The organism is Nostoc sp. UIC 10890, assembly GCF_054786515.1.
In genome coordinates this window covers 6,454,489-6,469,885 of record NZ_JBSGKF010000001.1, presented here as the reverse complement: position 1 = coordinate 6,469,885, position 15,397 = coordinate 6,454,489, and the positions used below count along the sequence as shown (strand labels likewise).

The following is a 15,397-nucleotide window of genomic DNA, read 5'->3' as shown; positions in this document are numbered from 1 at the left end:
TAGGGTTTTGACAGAAATGCTAGTTATCTTCTATGCTGGGAAACCTACTGAAGAGATTAATTAAGTGTTGTGGCTCTGGCACAAACAGGTTGGCTATCGAAATTAATGTACCTCATTTGCTGAATTCGATAAAGTTGATCCGTGAAAAATAAGTTTTTATAGCTGCCAAAAGCTTAATTATGTAATATAGCCATTTTTAATCCAGTGAGGTACAGGTATGCAAATAGACCTAACCCCCTAACCCCCAACTCGTCGCGGGAAGGGGGAACAATTCAAACTCTCTCTCCTTTTAGGAGAGAGGAATGGAAGTAAGGTCAAAATTGTACTTCCCGCTTGTCGAGAACCGCCATAAAGGTGCTGCAAAATATTAAGACAGCAATAACCAAAAGCTTGGAAAGTGTCAATACTAAGGTGTATCAATGGATTTATTAGAGTACCAAGTTAAAGAATGGTTTGGGAAGATAGGCATTCCGGTATTGCCTTCCCAACGAATTGACCATCCTACAGATTTGAAACGTTTAAAAATTCGCTTTCCAATTGTACTGAAATCTCAAGTACATGGCGCAGAACGGGCAAAAGCAGGTGGAGTTAGGTTTGCCCAAACGACTATCGATGCGATCGCAGCTGCTCAAAATATCTTTAGTTTACCAATATGGGGCGAATTGCCGGAAGTTGTGCTGGCAGAATCTAAATACGACGCCAACCAGGAATTTTATCTCGCAGTAGTTTTAGATACCGCTGTCTGCCGACCAGTACTTTTAGGTTGCAAAGAAGCAGACATCGATTGGGAATCCGCTGGGGAAAGAATGCACCATGTTGTCGTAGAACAAGAATTCTCGCCATTTTATGCCCGAAGATTGGCTTTAAAAATGGGTTTGCAAGGAACCCTGATGCAGTCGGTAAGCAGCGTTGTGGAGAAGATGTACCAGTTATTTATCCAAAAAGACCTGGATTTAGTCGAAATTAATCCCTTGGCAGTCAGCGCTACTAGTCAAGTTATGGCTCTTAATGGTAAAGTCAGGGTCAACGAACGGGCGATCAAGCGTCATCCCGATCTCGCCGAGATGGCGGCAAAAATTATCAGTCGTCATAGCAGTACTGAAATCAACAGTATTTTAGGCAACTGGAATGGTGTAAAGATGCACGGAAAAATCGGTATTTTAGGTAATGGTACTGGTTCAGTGATGGCAACTTTAGATTTAGTCGCTAATGCTGGTGGCAATCCAGGCGTTTGTTTGAATCTACGTCATGCTTTCCTTACAGATACTACACCAACTACCTTCCGCGATCGCTTAGAGACAAGTCTAAAAATCCTGGAGGCTGACAAGAGTATTCAAGTAATACTAATTAACTTTCTGGGTAGCATTCCTCAAATTGAGGAAGTGACTGAAGTTATAGCCAGATTTGTGCAGCAGGAAAATAGCGAACTTCAATCACAGGTTGTACATTCTAATGGCAGTAAAAATAGCCGAGAGCGAAATTTTACACCCTTGCTTGTCCGTCTTGCTGGTTCTGAATTTAAGGCTGCTAGAAAATACTTAGCAACACTAAAAACCCCCACTGATGCGCTCCTCGTGGTAGAAAATTTAGATGAGGCAGTAGCGGCAGCAGTTCTTCTTGCTAAACCAACGGTTAATAAGAAGTAGTGAATGTCATTTTTTTCCAATTCGAAAATCAAAAATTAATAATTTTGACCGCAGGGCATAAGTTTTTGAATTTGATGCTGAAACTAAGTACAGCTTTGCTTCCTGGGACTAAATTATATAGTACATTCAAACTGAATAATTCATAGCTAGAGGCGGATTTTACCACTTTTGGAATACTCAACCTCAAGAATGGTTTTTGGAATTTCAGTAAAAATTGAATCAATACGACACCGTAAAAGTGTCGTTTCTATGCCCAGTGCTTTTAGGCCCTGGGTTGCCAAACTTACGGTAATTTTTTATGAACCTAACGCCAGAAAGTAAAGTCTTAATTCAAGGCTTTTGTGAATTTATATCAAGCACTCATGTTGCTCAAATGAAAGCTTATGGCACAAATTTAGTAGCTGGTGTCAATCCTGGATGCGGCGGACAGGAATTGCATGGACTGCCAGTATTTGATTTAGTAGAGGAAGTAATAGAACAATTTGGGGCAATTGACACGACAATTATTTGTGTAGATCCTTACGATGTCTTAGATGCGGCATTAGAAGCGATCGCATCTAATATTCGCCAGATCATTATTATCACTGCTGGCGTGCCGCCTTTGGATATGGTGCAATTACTTCGCAAAGCCGAAGCCTGTGAAACTTTGGTAATCGGGCCAAATAGTCCGGGGATCATTGTACCGGGAAAAATTCTTTTAGGGACTCAACCTAGTGAATTTTATACCCCTGGTTCTGTGGGGATCGTGAGTCGTAGCAGTACTCTTACTTACGAAATCGCCTACGAATTAACAAAAGCAGGTTTAGGACAATCGATTAGTGTCAGTATTGGTAGTGATGCGATCGTTGGTTCCTCATTTCTGCAATGGCTGCAAATTCTCGATGAGGATGAAACCACACAAGCGATCGTTTTAGTCGGTCAACCTGGTGGTGGTAGTGAAGAAGCAGCAGCCCGATATATTACTGAAGCAATTGATAAACCAGTAATTGCCTACATTGCCGGCCGACAAGCACCACCAGGAAAAACTTGGCGTCAAACCGGGACTTTAGCAACGGTTATCGGACGCGATTCTAACTTTGGCACAGCCCAAAGTAAATTAGCTGCTTTAAAAGAAGCGGAAGTTCCGGTAGCTGAACGCCCTTCTCAAATTCCAGAATTATTGAGAAAGGAAATTAACTAATTACTAATACAACTCTTGGAGAGGCTGCGCCAACGGCGACGCTCAGTACAAGTTCGTAATTCAATTCTTAACTACGAATTACGAATTACGTTAGCGAAGCGGTAGCGACGCAGGAGCGTCATTACGAATTATTTTAATGAGCGATTTTGAGGGAACAGGTAGGCGATCGCAGCATAACCCGAAACACTGAGTAAACTAACCAAAAAAGCAGCCAGAACAAAAGTAGACATAATTATTACACTCTATGCACTTCCAAAATCTCGGCATTCATCAACAAACCAAGATTTTGGATAGTTTCAAATTAGCAATTGGGTATGACACAGCCATGACTACCTTATGTCAATCCCTTGTATCTCAAGGGTTTTAACTCACTCAAGCCAAAGGCAGAAAAAACCGAAACGTACTGCCAACTCCCAATTCGCTTTCTACCTGAATTTGACCGCCTTGTAGTTCAATTAAACGACGGGAAATAGTTAAACCAATACCAGTACCTCCCGAATGGCGATCGCGCGATTGGTCGGCTCGCCAGAAGCGTTCAAACACATGAGGCAAATTTTCTGGAGCAATACCAATGCCTGTATCCACAACCGCAATCCAGAGTTGAGATGCTTCAGTCCCAACACTAATGGTAATTGAACCTTCGTTAGTGTAACGCACTGCATTACCTAGCAAATTAACCAACACCTGTTCTGTACGGTCAACATCTGCCAATACGAAAGGTAGGATAGATGGACATTTTAAGAGCAGAACTGGCCCATCTTCTAGCAGTTGGTCGGTAAATTTCTCCACTAATGACTCTAACAACGGACGCAGATTTACCCGTTGGATATTAATTGGCAGATAACCCGCTTCTGCCTTAGATAGTTCTTGTAAATCGTTCACCAACCGCTCTAAACGTCTAGTTTCTTTAGCTAAACGCCGATAGATTTCAGGAGACGCTTCAATTTCCCCATCAGCTAGTTCTTCCAAGTAACCGCGCATTACAGTTAACGGTGTTCGTAGTTCATGGGTCATATCTCCAATCACTTCTCGCCGCCGCGCTTCAACCCCTTCTAAACTAGCTGCCATCCGGTTGAAACTAGCACTCAGTCCACTGAGTTCAGGAATGTCAGATACAGGTAGTCGTGCATCCATCTGACCAGCAGCAAATTTTTGGGTGATTTGTTCCATCTCGGTCAACCGCCGCATAATCCGTCTGGATACCCAGTAACTCAATCCTCCGGCGGCGGTGGTGCCGACTAAGACTGACCAAATAGTGCTTCGTTGCCAAGCAAATTCAAATCCTGTAACCAATTCAGTGCGGATATTGATTAAGTCGAACCCCCGGTTTTCTAATCGTTCCAAATGCAAGACAAACAAATGGGGGGAAGAGATTTTGCTGATGCTCACCAGACTTGCTACTCCCACGATCATTACTACTAAGTGGGAGAAAAATAGGCGTCCTCTCAGCCCCATCTTCATAAGATTTATGCTACCAGAGGATCTTCAAATTTGTAGCCCACCCCAACAACAGTTTTAATAAAAGTGGGATTTGCCGGATCAGGCTCAATCTTTTTTCGCAACCGAGCTACATGAGTATCCACCACTCGTTCATCGCCAAAAAAGTTATCTCCCCAAAGTTTATCAATTAGTTGGGTGCGATTCCAAACTCGACCAGGATTGCTGACAAAGGTAGTTAGCAAATTAAATTCTAGGGTAGTTAAGTCCAAAATTTCAACGTCCTGAGAATTCATCTGGCGACTGGCAGTGCGCTGGTCTACATCGACAATAAAATGTTGGGTACGATTGACTTGATGTTGTCCCCCTTGGCGGAGACTACGCCGTAATAGTGCTCGTACCCTAGCGACTAGTTCTCTGGGGCTAAAGGGTTTGACCATGTAATCATCAGCACCAGTAGACAAACCAATGACGCGATCGATTTCTTCACCCTTAGCCGTGAGCATCAAAATGTAAGGATCTTTTGCACCTGCTTTCTGGCGAATTCTGGCACAAACTTCCAACCCATCTAAACCCGGAATCATTAAATCTAGAATGATTAAATCAGGTGGTTGCTCCTGAAACATCTGCAAAGCATTCAGACCATCGCGGCTAGTGCGACAAAAAAATCCTTCTTTTTGTAAAGAGAGTTCGATTAAATGAGCAATTTCTGGTTCATCTTCAACTATTAAAATATCCATTTAAATTCAGGTTGAGCAAAATGGAAAGACTGAAGAAGACACAAAGACGCATCTTCTTTGACTGCGTCTTTGTATCACTACATCTTCTTTATTAATTAAAGGTTTGAATTTGACGCTGTTCGATAACTATAGCCAAGATTAGAATCTTTTTGAATGTGTGTTTTAATACTATCGAGGTCAATAAAGCAGTCGGCAACATCAATCAAACTTTCACTAGTCGTTGTTTGCAGACTCACCACTTCCACTCGAACACCCATTCTGCTGACAGCGTTTACAGCATAAGCTAAATCTCCATCCCCACTGACTAAAACCGCGGTATCATAATAAGGAGCTAAAGTTATCATATCTACAGCAATTTCTACATTCAGATTTGATTTTTTGAAATTCTCTGCTGCCAGGACAAGCTCTTTTGCCACTACACGATAGCCATTACGACGCATCCACAACAAAAAACCCTGTTGCTTTTCATTGCTGAGATCAACCCCAGTATAGAAAAAAGCACGCAACAGTCTTGAACCGTTGGTTAAATGACAAAGCAATTTAACATAGTCAATTTCTATGCCCAGTTGCAAAGCTGTATGAAACAGACTTAAGCCATCAATAAAAATAGCAACTCGACCACGATTTAAGCTATTAAAAATCGAACTATCAGGTGCAGGATCTCGCATCTTGGTATCTTTCCCTTTGACAGCATTATCGTTCAAATTCTGCCCTTGCCAATGGGGTTTAGCTTTGAGTACTTTAGATTCCTTAAATTCATTTCTTTGTTTGCTAAAATTAGTTATAATCATTGATACCTCTTATTTTAAAGCTAGAAAAATTTTTCGGTAAATTCTCTATAGTATAGTCTGTGCTGATTTACAAACCCAGCAGATAATGATCTTAAGTCACTACATGCAGATAAACTTAACTGACGCTCAATAAAATTCAAAGTAGACAGCCCAAGAGTTTGTCACTTTTCCCAGGGATAGTTTAACGAGATGTTGCCTCTGTCCACAAATATGTTAGTCTTTACCCACCAAGACAGCAAGAGTCTGGGGAGAAAATAAATTCTTTTTGTCAGGATAGGGGGAAAGCTCCGCAAACGTCATCTATCTATATTTTATTTTACCTCTGCATTTTAATAACCTTGGAGTCAGTAAGTTTAGATTTAACACAGGCTAAAGACGCTCAAATACTTACAAAGTTAGAAGCACTAATAATGCAATATGTGATGCCTACGGCGGGCTACGCCAACGCACCTCAAAAGTTAAGTTGTACCCAGGTATTTAAGTAATCTTTAATGTGATCAGCACTGACGAAAATACCAGAATCCCGACTTCTTTAAAGAAGTCGGGATTCTAAATCTTAGTCTTTAGCTAACTTGTTGTTAGATGTGTAGTAAACCTTACTACCAGTATCAGGTACAAAATGGCAGCTGACACATGAGTGCCATAATGACTTCCAAATGGGTTCTTCCGATTTGTGGAAATACTCACCCATTACTGGTTTTATTGCCTCAGTTGCCTTCAGCAAATTGTAGTGAGGGATGTTAAGGAATATGTGGTGAGCAACATGAGTACCAATATCGTGATGGATATGATTAACCAAACCATAATCACGGTCAATACTAGAAATCGCACCTTTCAAGAAAGTCCAATCTTCTCCACGATACCAGGGAAGCTCTGGCTCAGTGTGGTGCAAGAATGTCACCAAATCGAGCCAAATTATAAACACAAGGTAGGGTACAGCATAATATTTCAGCAACCACATCCAACCCCATTGGTAGGTGAGGAAACCGAGCAAACCTATCATGCCAATCAAAAGTACAGTACTAGTGAGGACATCCCATTTTTCCGATGGCTTGAAAAGAGAACTACTGGGCAAAAAGTGGGAGCCTTCTTTATTAGGAGAACGCTTAAACAAATACACAGGATAAGCCAATAGAAAAACATAATATCTGCCGATCTTTTGGGCTAAAGGCATCTCCTTATATTGTGATTCTGTCACAGGATACCAGCTTTCATCGTTATCGATGTTGCCAGTATTTTTGTGATGTGTTCTGTGGCTGATCCGCCAACCATGATAAGGAACAAGTATTGGTGTGTGAGAAAGATGTCCAATCAAATCATTGAGCCATTTCTGCTTAGAAAAAGATTGGTGTCCGCAGTCATGTCCGACTACAAACAAAGCCCAAAACATCGTTCCTTGCATTAGCCAGAAAATCGGGAAGAAAAGCCAAGAATCCAGGTAAGAAGCAACTGCATAAAGCAGACCAATAATCAGGATGTCACGAAAGAAGTAAAAAAGTGATTTTGTCACATTGGGCTGAAAGCATTCAGCAGGGATTGCAGCTTTTAAATCTTGAAGAGTAAAAGGCAATTTAGTCGCATCCTCAGACGTTTCACCGCCAGGAGGATTATTGAATGTGATGGTATCTAATGGCACTGGATTCTTTTGTTAGATATAAATCGGAACTTGATTTGAGACAAAATAATCTCACCTCTAGGATGCCCACGAAACTAGCGATCGCTAACACAAAAGAGGATAATTTCTGGCAATTTACCTAACAATTTTAGTCATTAAACAATTGCCAGATTCTATTTAAACACAGCATGATAAACGCTCTCGTTGCTTCAAGAGCGTGAGTGTAATCACAGCGCTATTTATTGCTCTGTATAATGCTCGTCAAAAGTCTTATAACCAACATCAGTTGTGTACAGTTGACACTGGTCTGTAATCTGCTTCATTAAAGGCCAAGAAAACTGACACTCATCATGGAGATAAGGCTCCCAATTCTCTTTGATGCTGCTGTAAGCTAACCGCAAATTATAAGAAGGAATAGCTGTGGAAATATGATGAGGGACATGAACATTGATATCGTGACACAAAACTTCTACCCAACGCGGATAATCGCAATGAATAGTGCCAGATAGTTGTGCTAGAGCCTCGTTCCACTTGTTCGCTGTCGCAAAAGGAACATCTGCGGCAGTATGGTGAACAATGGTAAAAGTACTCATCCAAAAATGGTAAATCATCCAGGGCACTAGCCAAAACTTGACAAATCCCCAGATACCAGTTGTGGCGATAAGAAGCGGGAAAGCGATCGCAGCAAACACAACTACTACAGCTACAGAAAGCTTGATACTCGATTGGTCTTTAGTTTTGAAGTTCCGCCAATCAAAATGCACCACAGCCCAATGTCCAATGGAACCTACCCACCAGAGGCGTTTACGCATGAACAACTTAAAAGCAGACTGCCGGGTTGTATCCCAGTTTTCAAACACTTCTGGTCTGATTGGATGCCAAGCATTGTCCTCATCCAGCTTGTTGGTATGAGTATGGTGATAATTATGCTTAATGCGCCAACTGTGAAAGGGGTAAATTAACGGCATCATGAAGAAGTGCCCCACCAAATCATTTACCCAACGACGTTTGGCAAAAGACCTGTGACCACAATCATGTCCAATTACAAAAAAGCCTGTTAAAGCAGTGCCCGTAAAAATCCAAGCTAGGGGCAAAAGAAACCAAGGAGTGATAATCAAGCTGTAATAACCCAAGGCAACTGCCAAGACACTGAGCAATGCTTGTGTCCACGCTTTGCGACGGCTCTGCTGAAAACATTCCCGTGGCAGGGTTTTGACAATATCTTTGAGCCGGAAGTCGGAATTACCAGGCTCGTCACTTAGTTTCTGGCTATTAATTATTGATGTAGTCATGAACACCTGAAAAACAACAAACTCCTACACCAAGTCACTAAAAAAGTGGCTCGCCGCAAAATTTCTTAATATTAGCGCTTCGGATTATAGCAACCTAACCGACACAAGCGCACCCGTAAATAAACTTTTGAAAAGTTAGGAGTTAGGAGTGATGAGTTAGGAGTTTAGATTCTTAACTCACGCCTGATGTGAACTAGAAACGCTCCTTGTCTCATAAAAATCGACGGCAACAAAACATTTCAACGTCTGATTCACACCCTCACGTAACTCCAAACTCCAAACTCCTAGCTCCTAACTAGTTTTTGTTGGGGCCAACTTCACATTAGTAGCTAAACCAACTGCTTGTAGCAATTGAACTGTCATCCAGGTTAAATCTATTTCCCACCATTCCAGCCCATGACGAGCTGAGTATTGAAAAGCATGATGGTTATTATGCCAGCCTTCACCGAAAACTAGTACGGCTACCCACCAGCAATTAGTCGATTTATCACCAGAATCATAGCTTTGATAGCCAAATTTATGAGTAGCGCTGTTCACCAACCAAGTGCAGTGGTAAACCCAAACAATGCGAACAAAAATTCCCCAAATAACAAACGGCCAGCCACCCAGAGCCAAAAGCAATACACCCAGAGCAACCTGGATCAAAATGAAATATTTTTCTAAAAACTGATAAACTGGGTCTTCGGCAATGTCTTTGGTGAAACGAGGAACATCAGCGTGAGCGGGACAATAATGAGTCAGCCAACCCATGTGGCTCCACCAGAAGCCTTTATTGGAATCATGGGGATCTGTGTCAGTATCAGAGTTTAAATGATGAATGCGATGTGTCCCTACCCACTCAATTGGGCCTCCTTGACACGAGAGTGTGCCGAAGAAAACCAGGAGATACTCTAGCCACTTGGGAGTTTGAAAACTGCGGTGGGTGACAAGGCGGTGAAATCCTAGAGTAACTCCTAAACCACCTGTTACCCAGTACAGCAATAAACCCACACCAACTGCCGTCCAGCTGAAGTTACCAGGAACAAAGGCAAATAAAGCGCCGATGTGCAGTCCAATGAAAAACAGGGTATTAACCCAGTTAATTTGAGGTTTGGTTGAAGTAGCAATTGTCATGCAGTAACCTGAATTTGAATTTTCCAGCCTAGTATGTGGGATCTTAAAATCCGCATATCTATAATTTAATTTTTTTTGAACGAGGAACTGATGAACAGCTTAGAACAGCTGCGGCAAGCAGAACAGGCACTATTAGAAATTTTTTCTGGAATTGACACTCAGGTCAAGCATAATCTAAAACGAGTGCTGGATGCTTTTCGTAATCACCGTGTAGGCGCACACCACTTTGCTGGTGTAAGTGGCTATGGTCACGATGATTTAGGACGAGAAACTTTAGATAAAGTTTTTGCCGAAGTTATGGGTGCTGAAGCTGCGGCGGTGCGAGTGCAGTTCGTTTCGGGAACTCATGCGATCGCTTGTGCTTTGTTTGGTGTTCTCCGTCCCGGAGATGAAATGTTAGCAGTGGTCGGTTCTCCCTACGATACGCTTGAAGAAGTCATTGGTTTACGGGGTCAAGGTCAAGGCTCCCTTATCGAGTTTGGCATAAATTACCGCCAATTGGAGCTAACCCCCGAAGGAACGATCGATTGGCAAGCAATAAGAACGAGTGTGGCTGAAAACACTCGTTTAGTCTTAATTCAGCGTTCTTGTGGCTATTCTTGGCGTCCTAGTTTATCAATTGCCGATATAGAAAAAATCGTTCACTTAGTCAAACAGCAAAACCCGAACACCGTTTGCTTTGTGGATAACTGCTACGGCGAATTTATTGAAACAAAGGAACCTACAGCCGTAGGTGCTGATTTAATGGCGGGGTCATTGATTAAAAATCCTGGTGGTACTATTGTCAGCGCTGGCGGTTATGTTGCCGGTCGCGCCGACTTAGTAGAAGCATCTGCCTGTCGCCTCACTGCTCCTGGTATCGGGAGTTATGGCGGTGCTACTTTTGACCAAAATCGCCTGTTGTTCCAAGGTTTATTTCTAGCGCCGCAAATGGTGGGAGAGGCGATGAAAGGGACTTATCTGACTGGTTATGTATTTGATCAACTCGGTTATCCAGTAAATCCCGCTCCCTTGGCTCCCCGTGGAGATGTAATTCAGGCAATTAAACTTGGTTCTGCTGAAAAGCTAATTGCTTTCTGTAAAGCAATACAACAGCATTCTCCCATCGGTTCCTACTTAGACCCTATTCCAGATGAAATGCCGGGTTATGAGAGCAAGGTAGTCATGGCTGGGGGGACATTTATTGAAGGGAGTACTTTGGAATTATCAGCCGATGGGCCTTTGCGTGAACCGTATGTGGTTTATTGCCAAGGGGGGACTCATTGGACTCATGTGGCGATCGCACTGGAGGCTGCGATCGATGCAGTTGGCAGTATTGATAGACAGGAGAATCGTAAGGAATGAGCGATCGCTATAATCGTACTACTGCTACACGCCTGAATGTCTACATCCAAGGTCAAGGATTTCCAATTTTGGGCTTACACGGTCATCCTGGTTCTGGTCGTAGTCTTTCTGTCTTTACCAATCATTTATCAAAACGCTACAAAACTTTTGCCCCTGATTTACGTGGATACGGCAAAAGTCGCTGCAATAGCAATTTTGAGATGAATGATCATTTGACTGATTTAGAAGCGCTGCTAGACCGCTTGGAGATTGAAAAGTGCCTAGTATTGGGATGGTCACTTGGTGGCATTCTAGCAATGGAGTTGGCATTACGTTTACCAGAGCGGATTACTGGGCTGATTTTGGTGGCGACAGCCGCAAAACCCCGTGGCAGTCATCCTCCTATAACTTGGCAGGATAATTTATATACTGGTGTTGCTGCCTTATTGAACTATATAAAACCGAGTTGGCAATGGAATATTGAAACTTTTGGTAAGCGATCGCTTTTCCGGTACTTAATCCAACAACATACATCTACTACTTACAACTACATCGCCAAGGAAGCAGTACCAGCTTATTTGCAAACCTCTCCTGCTGCTACTCGCGCTCTCTATAGTGCAATTCAATCGGGATACAACCGACTTTTAGATTTGCAGCAAATTCAATGTCCTAGTTTAGTACTTGCTGGTGAGCAAGACCGCCACATCACATCTGATTCCAGCTTACAAACTGCTCAACATCTCCAAAATTCTCAGTGGCAGTGCTATGCCAACACCGCCCATCTTTTCCCGTGGGAAGTTCCCCAACTGATGCTCAGGGACATTGACCATTGGCTGGAAGAACATCCGCAGGTAATTGGTAGTCAATAATAATTACTAATTCGTAATTCGTAATTACGCTCCTATGGACGCTCTTTCCTCTCTACGAGACGCTGCGCGAACGCTACCGCTAACGTAATTAAGTTTTGTAACGGGGATTTAGAAAGAGCCACAAAACTTGTAGATAAAAAAGCAGGGGAATTAAACCCCCAGAATTAGTTAAAAATTTTGACTATTGACGAAGAAGAAATGGAGAGGGAAGATGTGGTGACGCGGTGAGTTAAAAAGACTTGGTAACCCAGTCAAAGAATTATCTGTGTCTCCATGTCTTTACATCTTTGCGTCCTATTCATTCTCTGGCCTAAATTAAATTTGACCGCCAAAGGCAGGCTGTACTTTGCGGTCAAATCTTTCCCCCAAGTCTTCAGCGATGGTTAAGGTATTAGGTTTGCAGCGTTTGATATGCACAACAATTCCCTGTGCTCCTTCTATCTCCAAATCTTCTATATATCCAATGCTTGACAATTTGGCATCAGAAGAATTCAGAAATGGCCCGAAGTAGTACGTGCAGCGGGGATTCTGCGTCACAATCTCTACCCACCAAGCCAAGCCGATGTAGTCGAATGTGTTAATTAACACTTCCTTGAGGTTACGCCAAATGGTTTTCATGGTTTTTGCTGATTTATAAACGTGCTACAGGGTGTTAAACGATATGGTGCTTTATTATCTTTTACATTTCTTTATACTCTGTTACTGTTATTTTTTCAAAGAGATTTTTTGTAATCTATCTAAGTGCAGCGTATTTTGCGATCGCTGACGATAAATTTCATAAAGCGCCATACCCGCTGCTACCGAGGCATTGAGGCTGGGAGTCTTACCTTGTAGAGGAATCGATACTAAGAAATCACAAGAGCGTTGAGTCAACATACCCAGACCTTCGCCTTCTGAGCCGATTACCAAAACGATTGGGCCAGTAAAATTGACTGTATGCACGGGTTCGCTCCCACTTGCAGCGGTGCCGTAAATCCAAAAGCCAGCTTCTTTTAATTCTTCTAAGGCGCGGCTGAGGTTGACAACTCTAGCTACAGCAAAATTTTCTAAAGCACCTGCTGCCACTTTCATGACAGTAGAAGTGATCCCAGATGCCCTTCTTTGGGGAATCACCAATCCTTGAGCGCCTATTGCTTCGGCGGTACGAATAATTGCTCCCAAGTTGTGAGGATCAGTAATTCCATCAGCCACGACAATTACGGGATCGGTTACAGATTTGGCTTGTTCCAGTAGATCCGGTAATTCGATGTAGGCGTAGGGAGCAATTTGTGCCGCCACACCTTGGTGATTAGCGCCGTTGGTGAGATGGTCTAAACGCTTGGGTTCAACCTCATCAATCACTGTGCCATTTTCCTTTGCTTGCAAGAGAAAATGGTGAAAACTGGGATCGTAGCGCAGACGGGTAGTAATCCAGAGACGATTCAGATTGCGCTGATTTTGCAACGCACTCAATACTGGATGGCGACCGTAGATGAGATCGCTATCTTCTGTCGATTCTGTAGATACAGACGCCTGGGAGAAGTTGTTATTTCGTTGTCGGGAGTTGCCATAACTAGGGTTGCTATCTATTTTCCTAGGATTGCGACTCGGATTAACAACAGAGATGGTGTTGCCATCTACTTTCCGGGGATTGTGAGTCGGATTAGCAACAGAAATGGGTTTGCCATCTACTTTCCGGGGATTGTGAGTCGGATTAGCAACAGAGGTGGGTTTGCTATCTATTTTCCGAGGATTACGAGTGGGATTAGTAACAACACGCTTACCTTTAAGTTTTACGGGTTGTCCACGATTTGGCTCGCTAGAAGTATTAACTTTTCTTGGTTTATTCTGCATTTTAGTTATGGATATAGCGTATGGTCGACAATGTCGATTACCTCAATTTCTTGAACCTAATCTACTGCTGTAGCTACTGTGAAATTGAGTTTTCACTCTTTTTCTATATGAAGTATTTGCAACAGTTCGGTTAGACGCTGGTAATCGGTGAGATATAAGTAGCCAACTAAGGTTTCTAAACTAGTTGCCTGTTGATAAATTTCGGGATTAAGTCGCTTAGGGCGTCCTGTAGCGGCGTTTCTACCCCGTCGGACAATTTCTAATTCGGTATCCCTGAGATGAGGAATCAGCGATCGCAAATGTAGCGCTTGTGTTTCCGCTCTTACCTGCTCCACTACCAGACGATGGTAAATTCCTGACCGCTGCAATGGCAGCAGATAGAAAATTCTAACATACAACTCATAAATTGCATCCCCCAAATATGCTAAAGCACTAGGAGAAATTTGTTGCACTTGTGAGAGGGAAATCTGTTGGAATGGCGCTGTGGTTGCCAAGAGTGCTTGATTCCAAGATAAACTCTGTTTGGGAGTTTTATCTTGTCCATCTAATAGCTCTTCCTCCTGTGACTTCACAAATAAATCATTCCTTCACTGGCTCTATTTGGCAGGCATTCTTCGCAAAGACTGATTTTTCTGAAGTATGCCGTGATAGTATACTTAGCATAATCAATACTATCAAAATTACTTCCTAATTTCATCTTTTTGATTGAGAGTTGGCACTTTAAATCACCCTAATGTCAACACCTGTAAACCAAATTTCGCCTACTTATTGTGGTAATTGCTTAATATAGGGTAAAATTCTGACATCAAATTCACCCTTCTACTCAATGGCATTGCCATACTTACTTAGTAAGCGACAATTTCCCACTATACAGTATTAAGTCAAGTCTACCTATAGAAAAATCTGTTAGCTTTGTATTTCTTACAAATTTCTCACACTTGATTGCTTATCCAATATTCTAGCCAACGATTACATACCCAATAACTGGGTGTTTATATCTTTAGTTATTGCTTAACTTTAAACATAATAGCTCAACTGGCTTTCTCCCTCTCCCACAAGGAGAGAGGTTTTTTGCCAGAAGTTTTAAAAATTAAGCTATCCGATGTTGAATCTGGATAGCTAAATTGAACTCTCAGGTCGAGCAATCAAGACTACTTGACGTTTTCTAGAGCGTCTTCAACTGATTTTTGCAGGGAGAGAAACTTCTCTAGGCGAACAAGCTTGACCGTTTGAGTTACGCGGGCATTCGTGACAATTTGCAAAGTGCCATCAGCAGTTTGAGCTTGCTTGGCGAGCTGCACCAGAGCACCCAAGCCAGAGCTATCAACAAAGTCAATTTGTGAGAGATCCAAAATAATATGCTTAGGGCCCTCGTCAATCTTGCTGCCAAGTGTCTTGCGAAATGTCGGCTCAGAAAAAGCATCTAACAAACCTGTGAGGCGGAATAGCTGACAGTTATCCCGGACTTCACGAGTGCCTCTCAGGCTAACGGTTAGATTTAGTGGCTCAGCAATAATTCCCTCCTCATGAGTTAAAGTGAACGCTCAAGTATAGATGG

The 15,397-nt window shown here is 42.4% G+C and carries 16 protein-coding genes; 6 read left to right on the top strand and 10 right to left on the bottom strand.

Annotation, left to right across the window (positions count from 1 at the left end; translation table 11 throughout):
- Positions 1–419 precede the first annotated feature (419 nt).
- The 3 genes from ACWATR_RS26690 to ACWATR_RS26680 all read left to right on the top strand — a co-directional run bounded on the left by ACWATR_RS26690 (position 420) and on the right by ACWATR_RS26680 (position 3,193).
- The gene (locus tag ACWATR_RS26690) at positions 420–1,646 is read left to right on the top strand and encodes an ATP-grasp domain-containing protein (protein ID WP_460338940.1); all 1,227 of its coding nucleotides are present in this window, start codon (positions 420–422) and stop codon (positions 1,644–1,646) included.
- A 298-nt stretch (positions 1,647–1,944) separates the two neighbouring features.
- Entirely contained in the window at positions 1,945–2,826 is an 882-nt protein-coding gene (locus ACWATR_RS26685; RefSeq protein ID WP_460338938.1) for a succinate--CoA ligase subunit alpha, read from the top strand.
- A 244-nt stretch (positions 2,827–3,070) separates the two neighbouring features.
- Positions 3,071–3,193 carry a hypothetical protein gene (locus tag ACWATR_RS26680; RefSeq protein WP_460338936.1) on the top strand — a complete coding sequence of 41 codons (123 nt, stop codon included), beginning with the start codon at positions 3,071–3,073 and terminating at the stop codon, positions 3,191–3,193.
- A gap of 5 nt (positions 3,194–3,198) precedes the next feature.
- On the opposite strand, the gene ACWATR_RS26675 is transcribed toward ACWATR_RS26680, so the two are convergent.
- The 4 genes from ACWATR_RS26675 to ACWATR_RS26660 form a co-directional block, all read right to left on the bottom strand.
- Complete coding sequence (locus ACWATR_RS26675; RefSeq protein ID WP_460338934.1) at positions 3,199–4,287, bottom strand: sensor histidine kinase; 1,089 nt, start codon at positions 4,285–4,287, stop codon at positions 3,199–3,201.
- Between the two features lie 5 nt (positions 4,288–4,292).
- The gene (locus tag ACWATR_RS26670) at positions 4,293–5,003 is read right to left on the bottom strand and encodes a response regulator (RefSeq protein WP_460338932.1); all 711 of its coding nucleotides are present in this window, start codon (positions 5,001–5,003) and stop codon (positions 4,293–4,295) included.
- A gap of 95 nt (positions 5,004–5,098) precedes the next feature.
- Positions 5,099–5,794, bottom strand: a complete 696-nt coding sequence (locus ACWATR_RS26665; RefSeq protein ID WP_460338930.1) for a LabA-like NYN domain-containing protein — start codon at positions 5,792–5,794, stop codon at positions 5,099–5,101.
- Between the two features lie 556 nt (positions 5,795–6,350).
- Positions 6,351–7,430: a fatty acid desaturase gene (locus ACWATR_RS26660; protein WP_460338928.1), complete on the bottom strand. Its 1,080-nt coding sequence runs from the start codon at positions 7,428–7,430 to the stop codon at positions 6,351–6,353.
- On the opposite strand from ACWATR_RS26660, the gene ACWATR_RS26655 reads away from it, so the two are divergent.
- The gene (locus tag ACWATR_RS26655; protein ID WP_257798020.1) at positions 7,424–7,552 is read left to right on the top strand and encodes a hypothetical protein; all 129 of its coding nucleotides are present in this window, start codon (positions 7,424–7,426) and stop codon (positions 7,550–7,552) included. The two genes, ACWATR_RS26660 and ACWATR_RS26655, sit on opposite strands and share 7 nt — an antisense overlap.
- A gap of 96 nt (positions 7,553–7,648) precedes the next feature.
- Here ACWATR_RS26655 and ACWATR_RS26650 read toward each other — a convergent pair whose 3' ends face one another.
- Positions 7,649–8,701 (bottom strand): fatty acid desaturase, encoded by a 1,053-nt coding sequence (locus tag ACWATR_RS26650; protein ID WP_460338925.1) that lies wholly within the window; start codon positions 8,699–8,701, stop codon positions 7,649–7,651.
- A gap of 291 nt (positions 8,702–8,992) precedes the next feature.
- Positions 8,993–9,814, bottom strand: coding sequence for an acyl-CoA desaturase (locus tag ACWATR_RS26645; protein ID WP_460338923.1), 822 nt, complete (start codon positions 9,812–9,814; stop codon positions 8,993–8,995).
- A gap of 90 nt (positions 9,815–9,904) precedes the next feature.
- Here ACWATR_RS26645 and ACWATR_RS26640 point away from each other — a divergent pair, with 90 nt between their 5' ends.
- Both ACWATR_RS26640 and ACWATR_RS26635 read left to right on the top strand, forming a co-directional pair.
- Positions 9,905–11,158: a methionine gamma-lyase family protein gene (locus tag ACWATR_RS26640; RefSeq protein ID WP_460338921.1), complete on the top strand. Its 1,254-nt coding sequence runs from the start codon at positions 9,905–9,907 to the stop codon at positions 11,156–11,158.
- The gene (locus ACWATR_RS26635; RefSeq protein WP_460338919.1) at positions 11,155–12,006 is read left to right on the top strand and encodes an alpha/beta fold hydrolase; all 852 of its coding nucleotides are present in this window, start codon (positions 11,155–11,157) and stop codon (positions 12,004–12,006) included. Before ACWATR_RS26640 ends, ACWATR_RS26635 begins: the two co-directional genes overlap by 4 nt.
- 315 nt (positions 12,007–12,321) lie before the next feature.
- On the opposite strand, the gene ACWATR_RS26630 is transcribed toward ACWATR_RS26635, so the two are convergent.
- The 4 genes from ACWATR_RS26630 to ACWATR_RS26615 all read right to left on the bottom strand — a co-directional run bounded on the left by ACWATR_RS26630 (position 12,322) and on the right by ACWATR_RS26615 (position 15,356).
- The gene (locus ACWATR_RS26630) at positions 12,322–12,624 is read right to left on the bottom strand and encodes a DUF1816 domain-containing protein (RefSeq protein WP_460338917.1); all 303 of its coding nucleotides are present in this window, start codon (positions 12,622–12,624) and stop codon (positions 12,322–12,324) included.
- Between the two features lie 87 nt (positions 12,625–12,711).
- Positions 12,712–13,839 (bottom strand): 23S rRNA (guanosine(2251)-2'-O)-methyltransferase RlmB, encoded by a 1,128-nt coding sequence (rlmB, locus tag ACWATR_RS26625; RefSeq protein WP_460338915.1) that lies wholly within the window; start codon positions 13,837–13,839, stop codon positions 12,712–12,714.
- A gap of 92 nt (positions 13,840–13,931) precedes the next feature.
- Positions 13,932–14,411: a Mini-ribonuclease 3 gene (locus ACWATR_RS26620; protein WP_069071246.1), complete on the bottom strand. Its 480-nt coding sequence runs from the start codon at positions 14,409–14,411 to the stop codon at positions 13,932–13,934.
- Positions 14,412–14,990: 579 nt separating this feature from the next.
- Positions 14,991–15,356, bottom strand: coding sequence for an STAS domain-containing protein (locus tag ACWATR_RS26615; protein WP_084227153.1), 366 nt, complete (start codon positions 15,354–15,356; stop codon positions 14,991–14,993).
- Between the last annotated feature and the right edge of the window lie 41 nt (positions 15,357–15,397).

What these genes read in the sequence shown, in the direction of transcription:
- rlmB (WP_460338915.1), bottom strand. Translation starts at nt 13,839, where the DNA reads ATGCAGAATAAACCAAGAAAAGTTAATACTTCTAGCGAGCCAAATCGT.
- ACWATR_RS26680 (WP_460338936.1), top strand. Translation starts at nt 3,071, where the DNA reads ATGCACTTCCAAAATCTCGGCATTCATCAACAAACCAAGATTTTGGAT.
- ACWATR_RS26635 (WP_460338919.1), top strand. Translation starts at nt 11,155, where the DNA reads ATGAGCGATCGCTATAATCGTACTACTGCTACACGCCTGAATGTCTAC.
- ACWATR_RS26685 (WP_460338938.1), top strand. Translation starts at nt 1,945, where the DNA reads ATGAACCTAACGCCAGAAAGTAAAGTCTTAATTCAAGGCTTTTGTGAA.
- ACWATR_RS26650 (WP_460338925.1), bottom strand. Translation starts at nt 8,701, where the DNA reads ATGACTACATCAATAATTAATAGCCAGAAACTAAGTGACGAGCCTGGT.
- ACWATR_RS26645 (WP_460338923.1), bottom strand. Translation starts at nt 9,814, where the DNA reads ATGACAATTGCTACTTCAACCAAACCTCAAATTAACTGGGTTAATACC.
- ACWATR_RS26670 (WP_460338932.1), bottom strand. Translation starts at nt 5,003, where the DNA reads ATGGATATTTTAATAGTTGAAGATGAACCAGAAATTGCTCATTTAATC.
- ACWATR_RS26630 (WP_460338917.1), bottom strand. Translation starts at nt 12,624, where the DNA reads ATGAAAACCATTTGGCGTAACCTCAAGGAAGTGTTAATTAACACATTC.
- ACWATR_RS26640 (WP_460338921.1), top strand. Translation starts at nt 9,905, where the DNA reads ATGAACAGCTTAGAACAGCTGCGGCAAGCAGAACAGGCACTATTAGAA.
- ACWATR_RS26665 (WP_460338930.1), bottom strand. Translation starts at nt 5,794, where the DNA reads ATGATTATAACTAATTTTAGCAAACAAAGAAATGAATTTAAGGAATCT.
- ACWATR_RS26690 (WP_460338940.1), top strand. Translation starts at nt 420, where the DNA reads ATGGATTTATTAGAGTACCAAGTTAAAGAATGGTTTGGGAAGATAGGC.
- ACWATR_RS26675 (WP_460338934.1), bottom strand. Translation starts at nt 4,287, where the DNA reads ATGAAGATGGGGCTGAGAGGACGCCTATTTTTCTCCCACTTAGTAGTA.
- ACWATR_RS26655 (WP_257798020.1), top strand. Translation starts at nt 7,424, where the DNA reads ATGGCACTGGATTCTTTTGTTAGATATAAATCGGAACTTGATTTGAGA.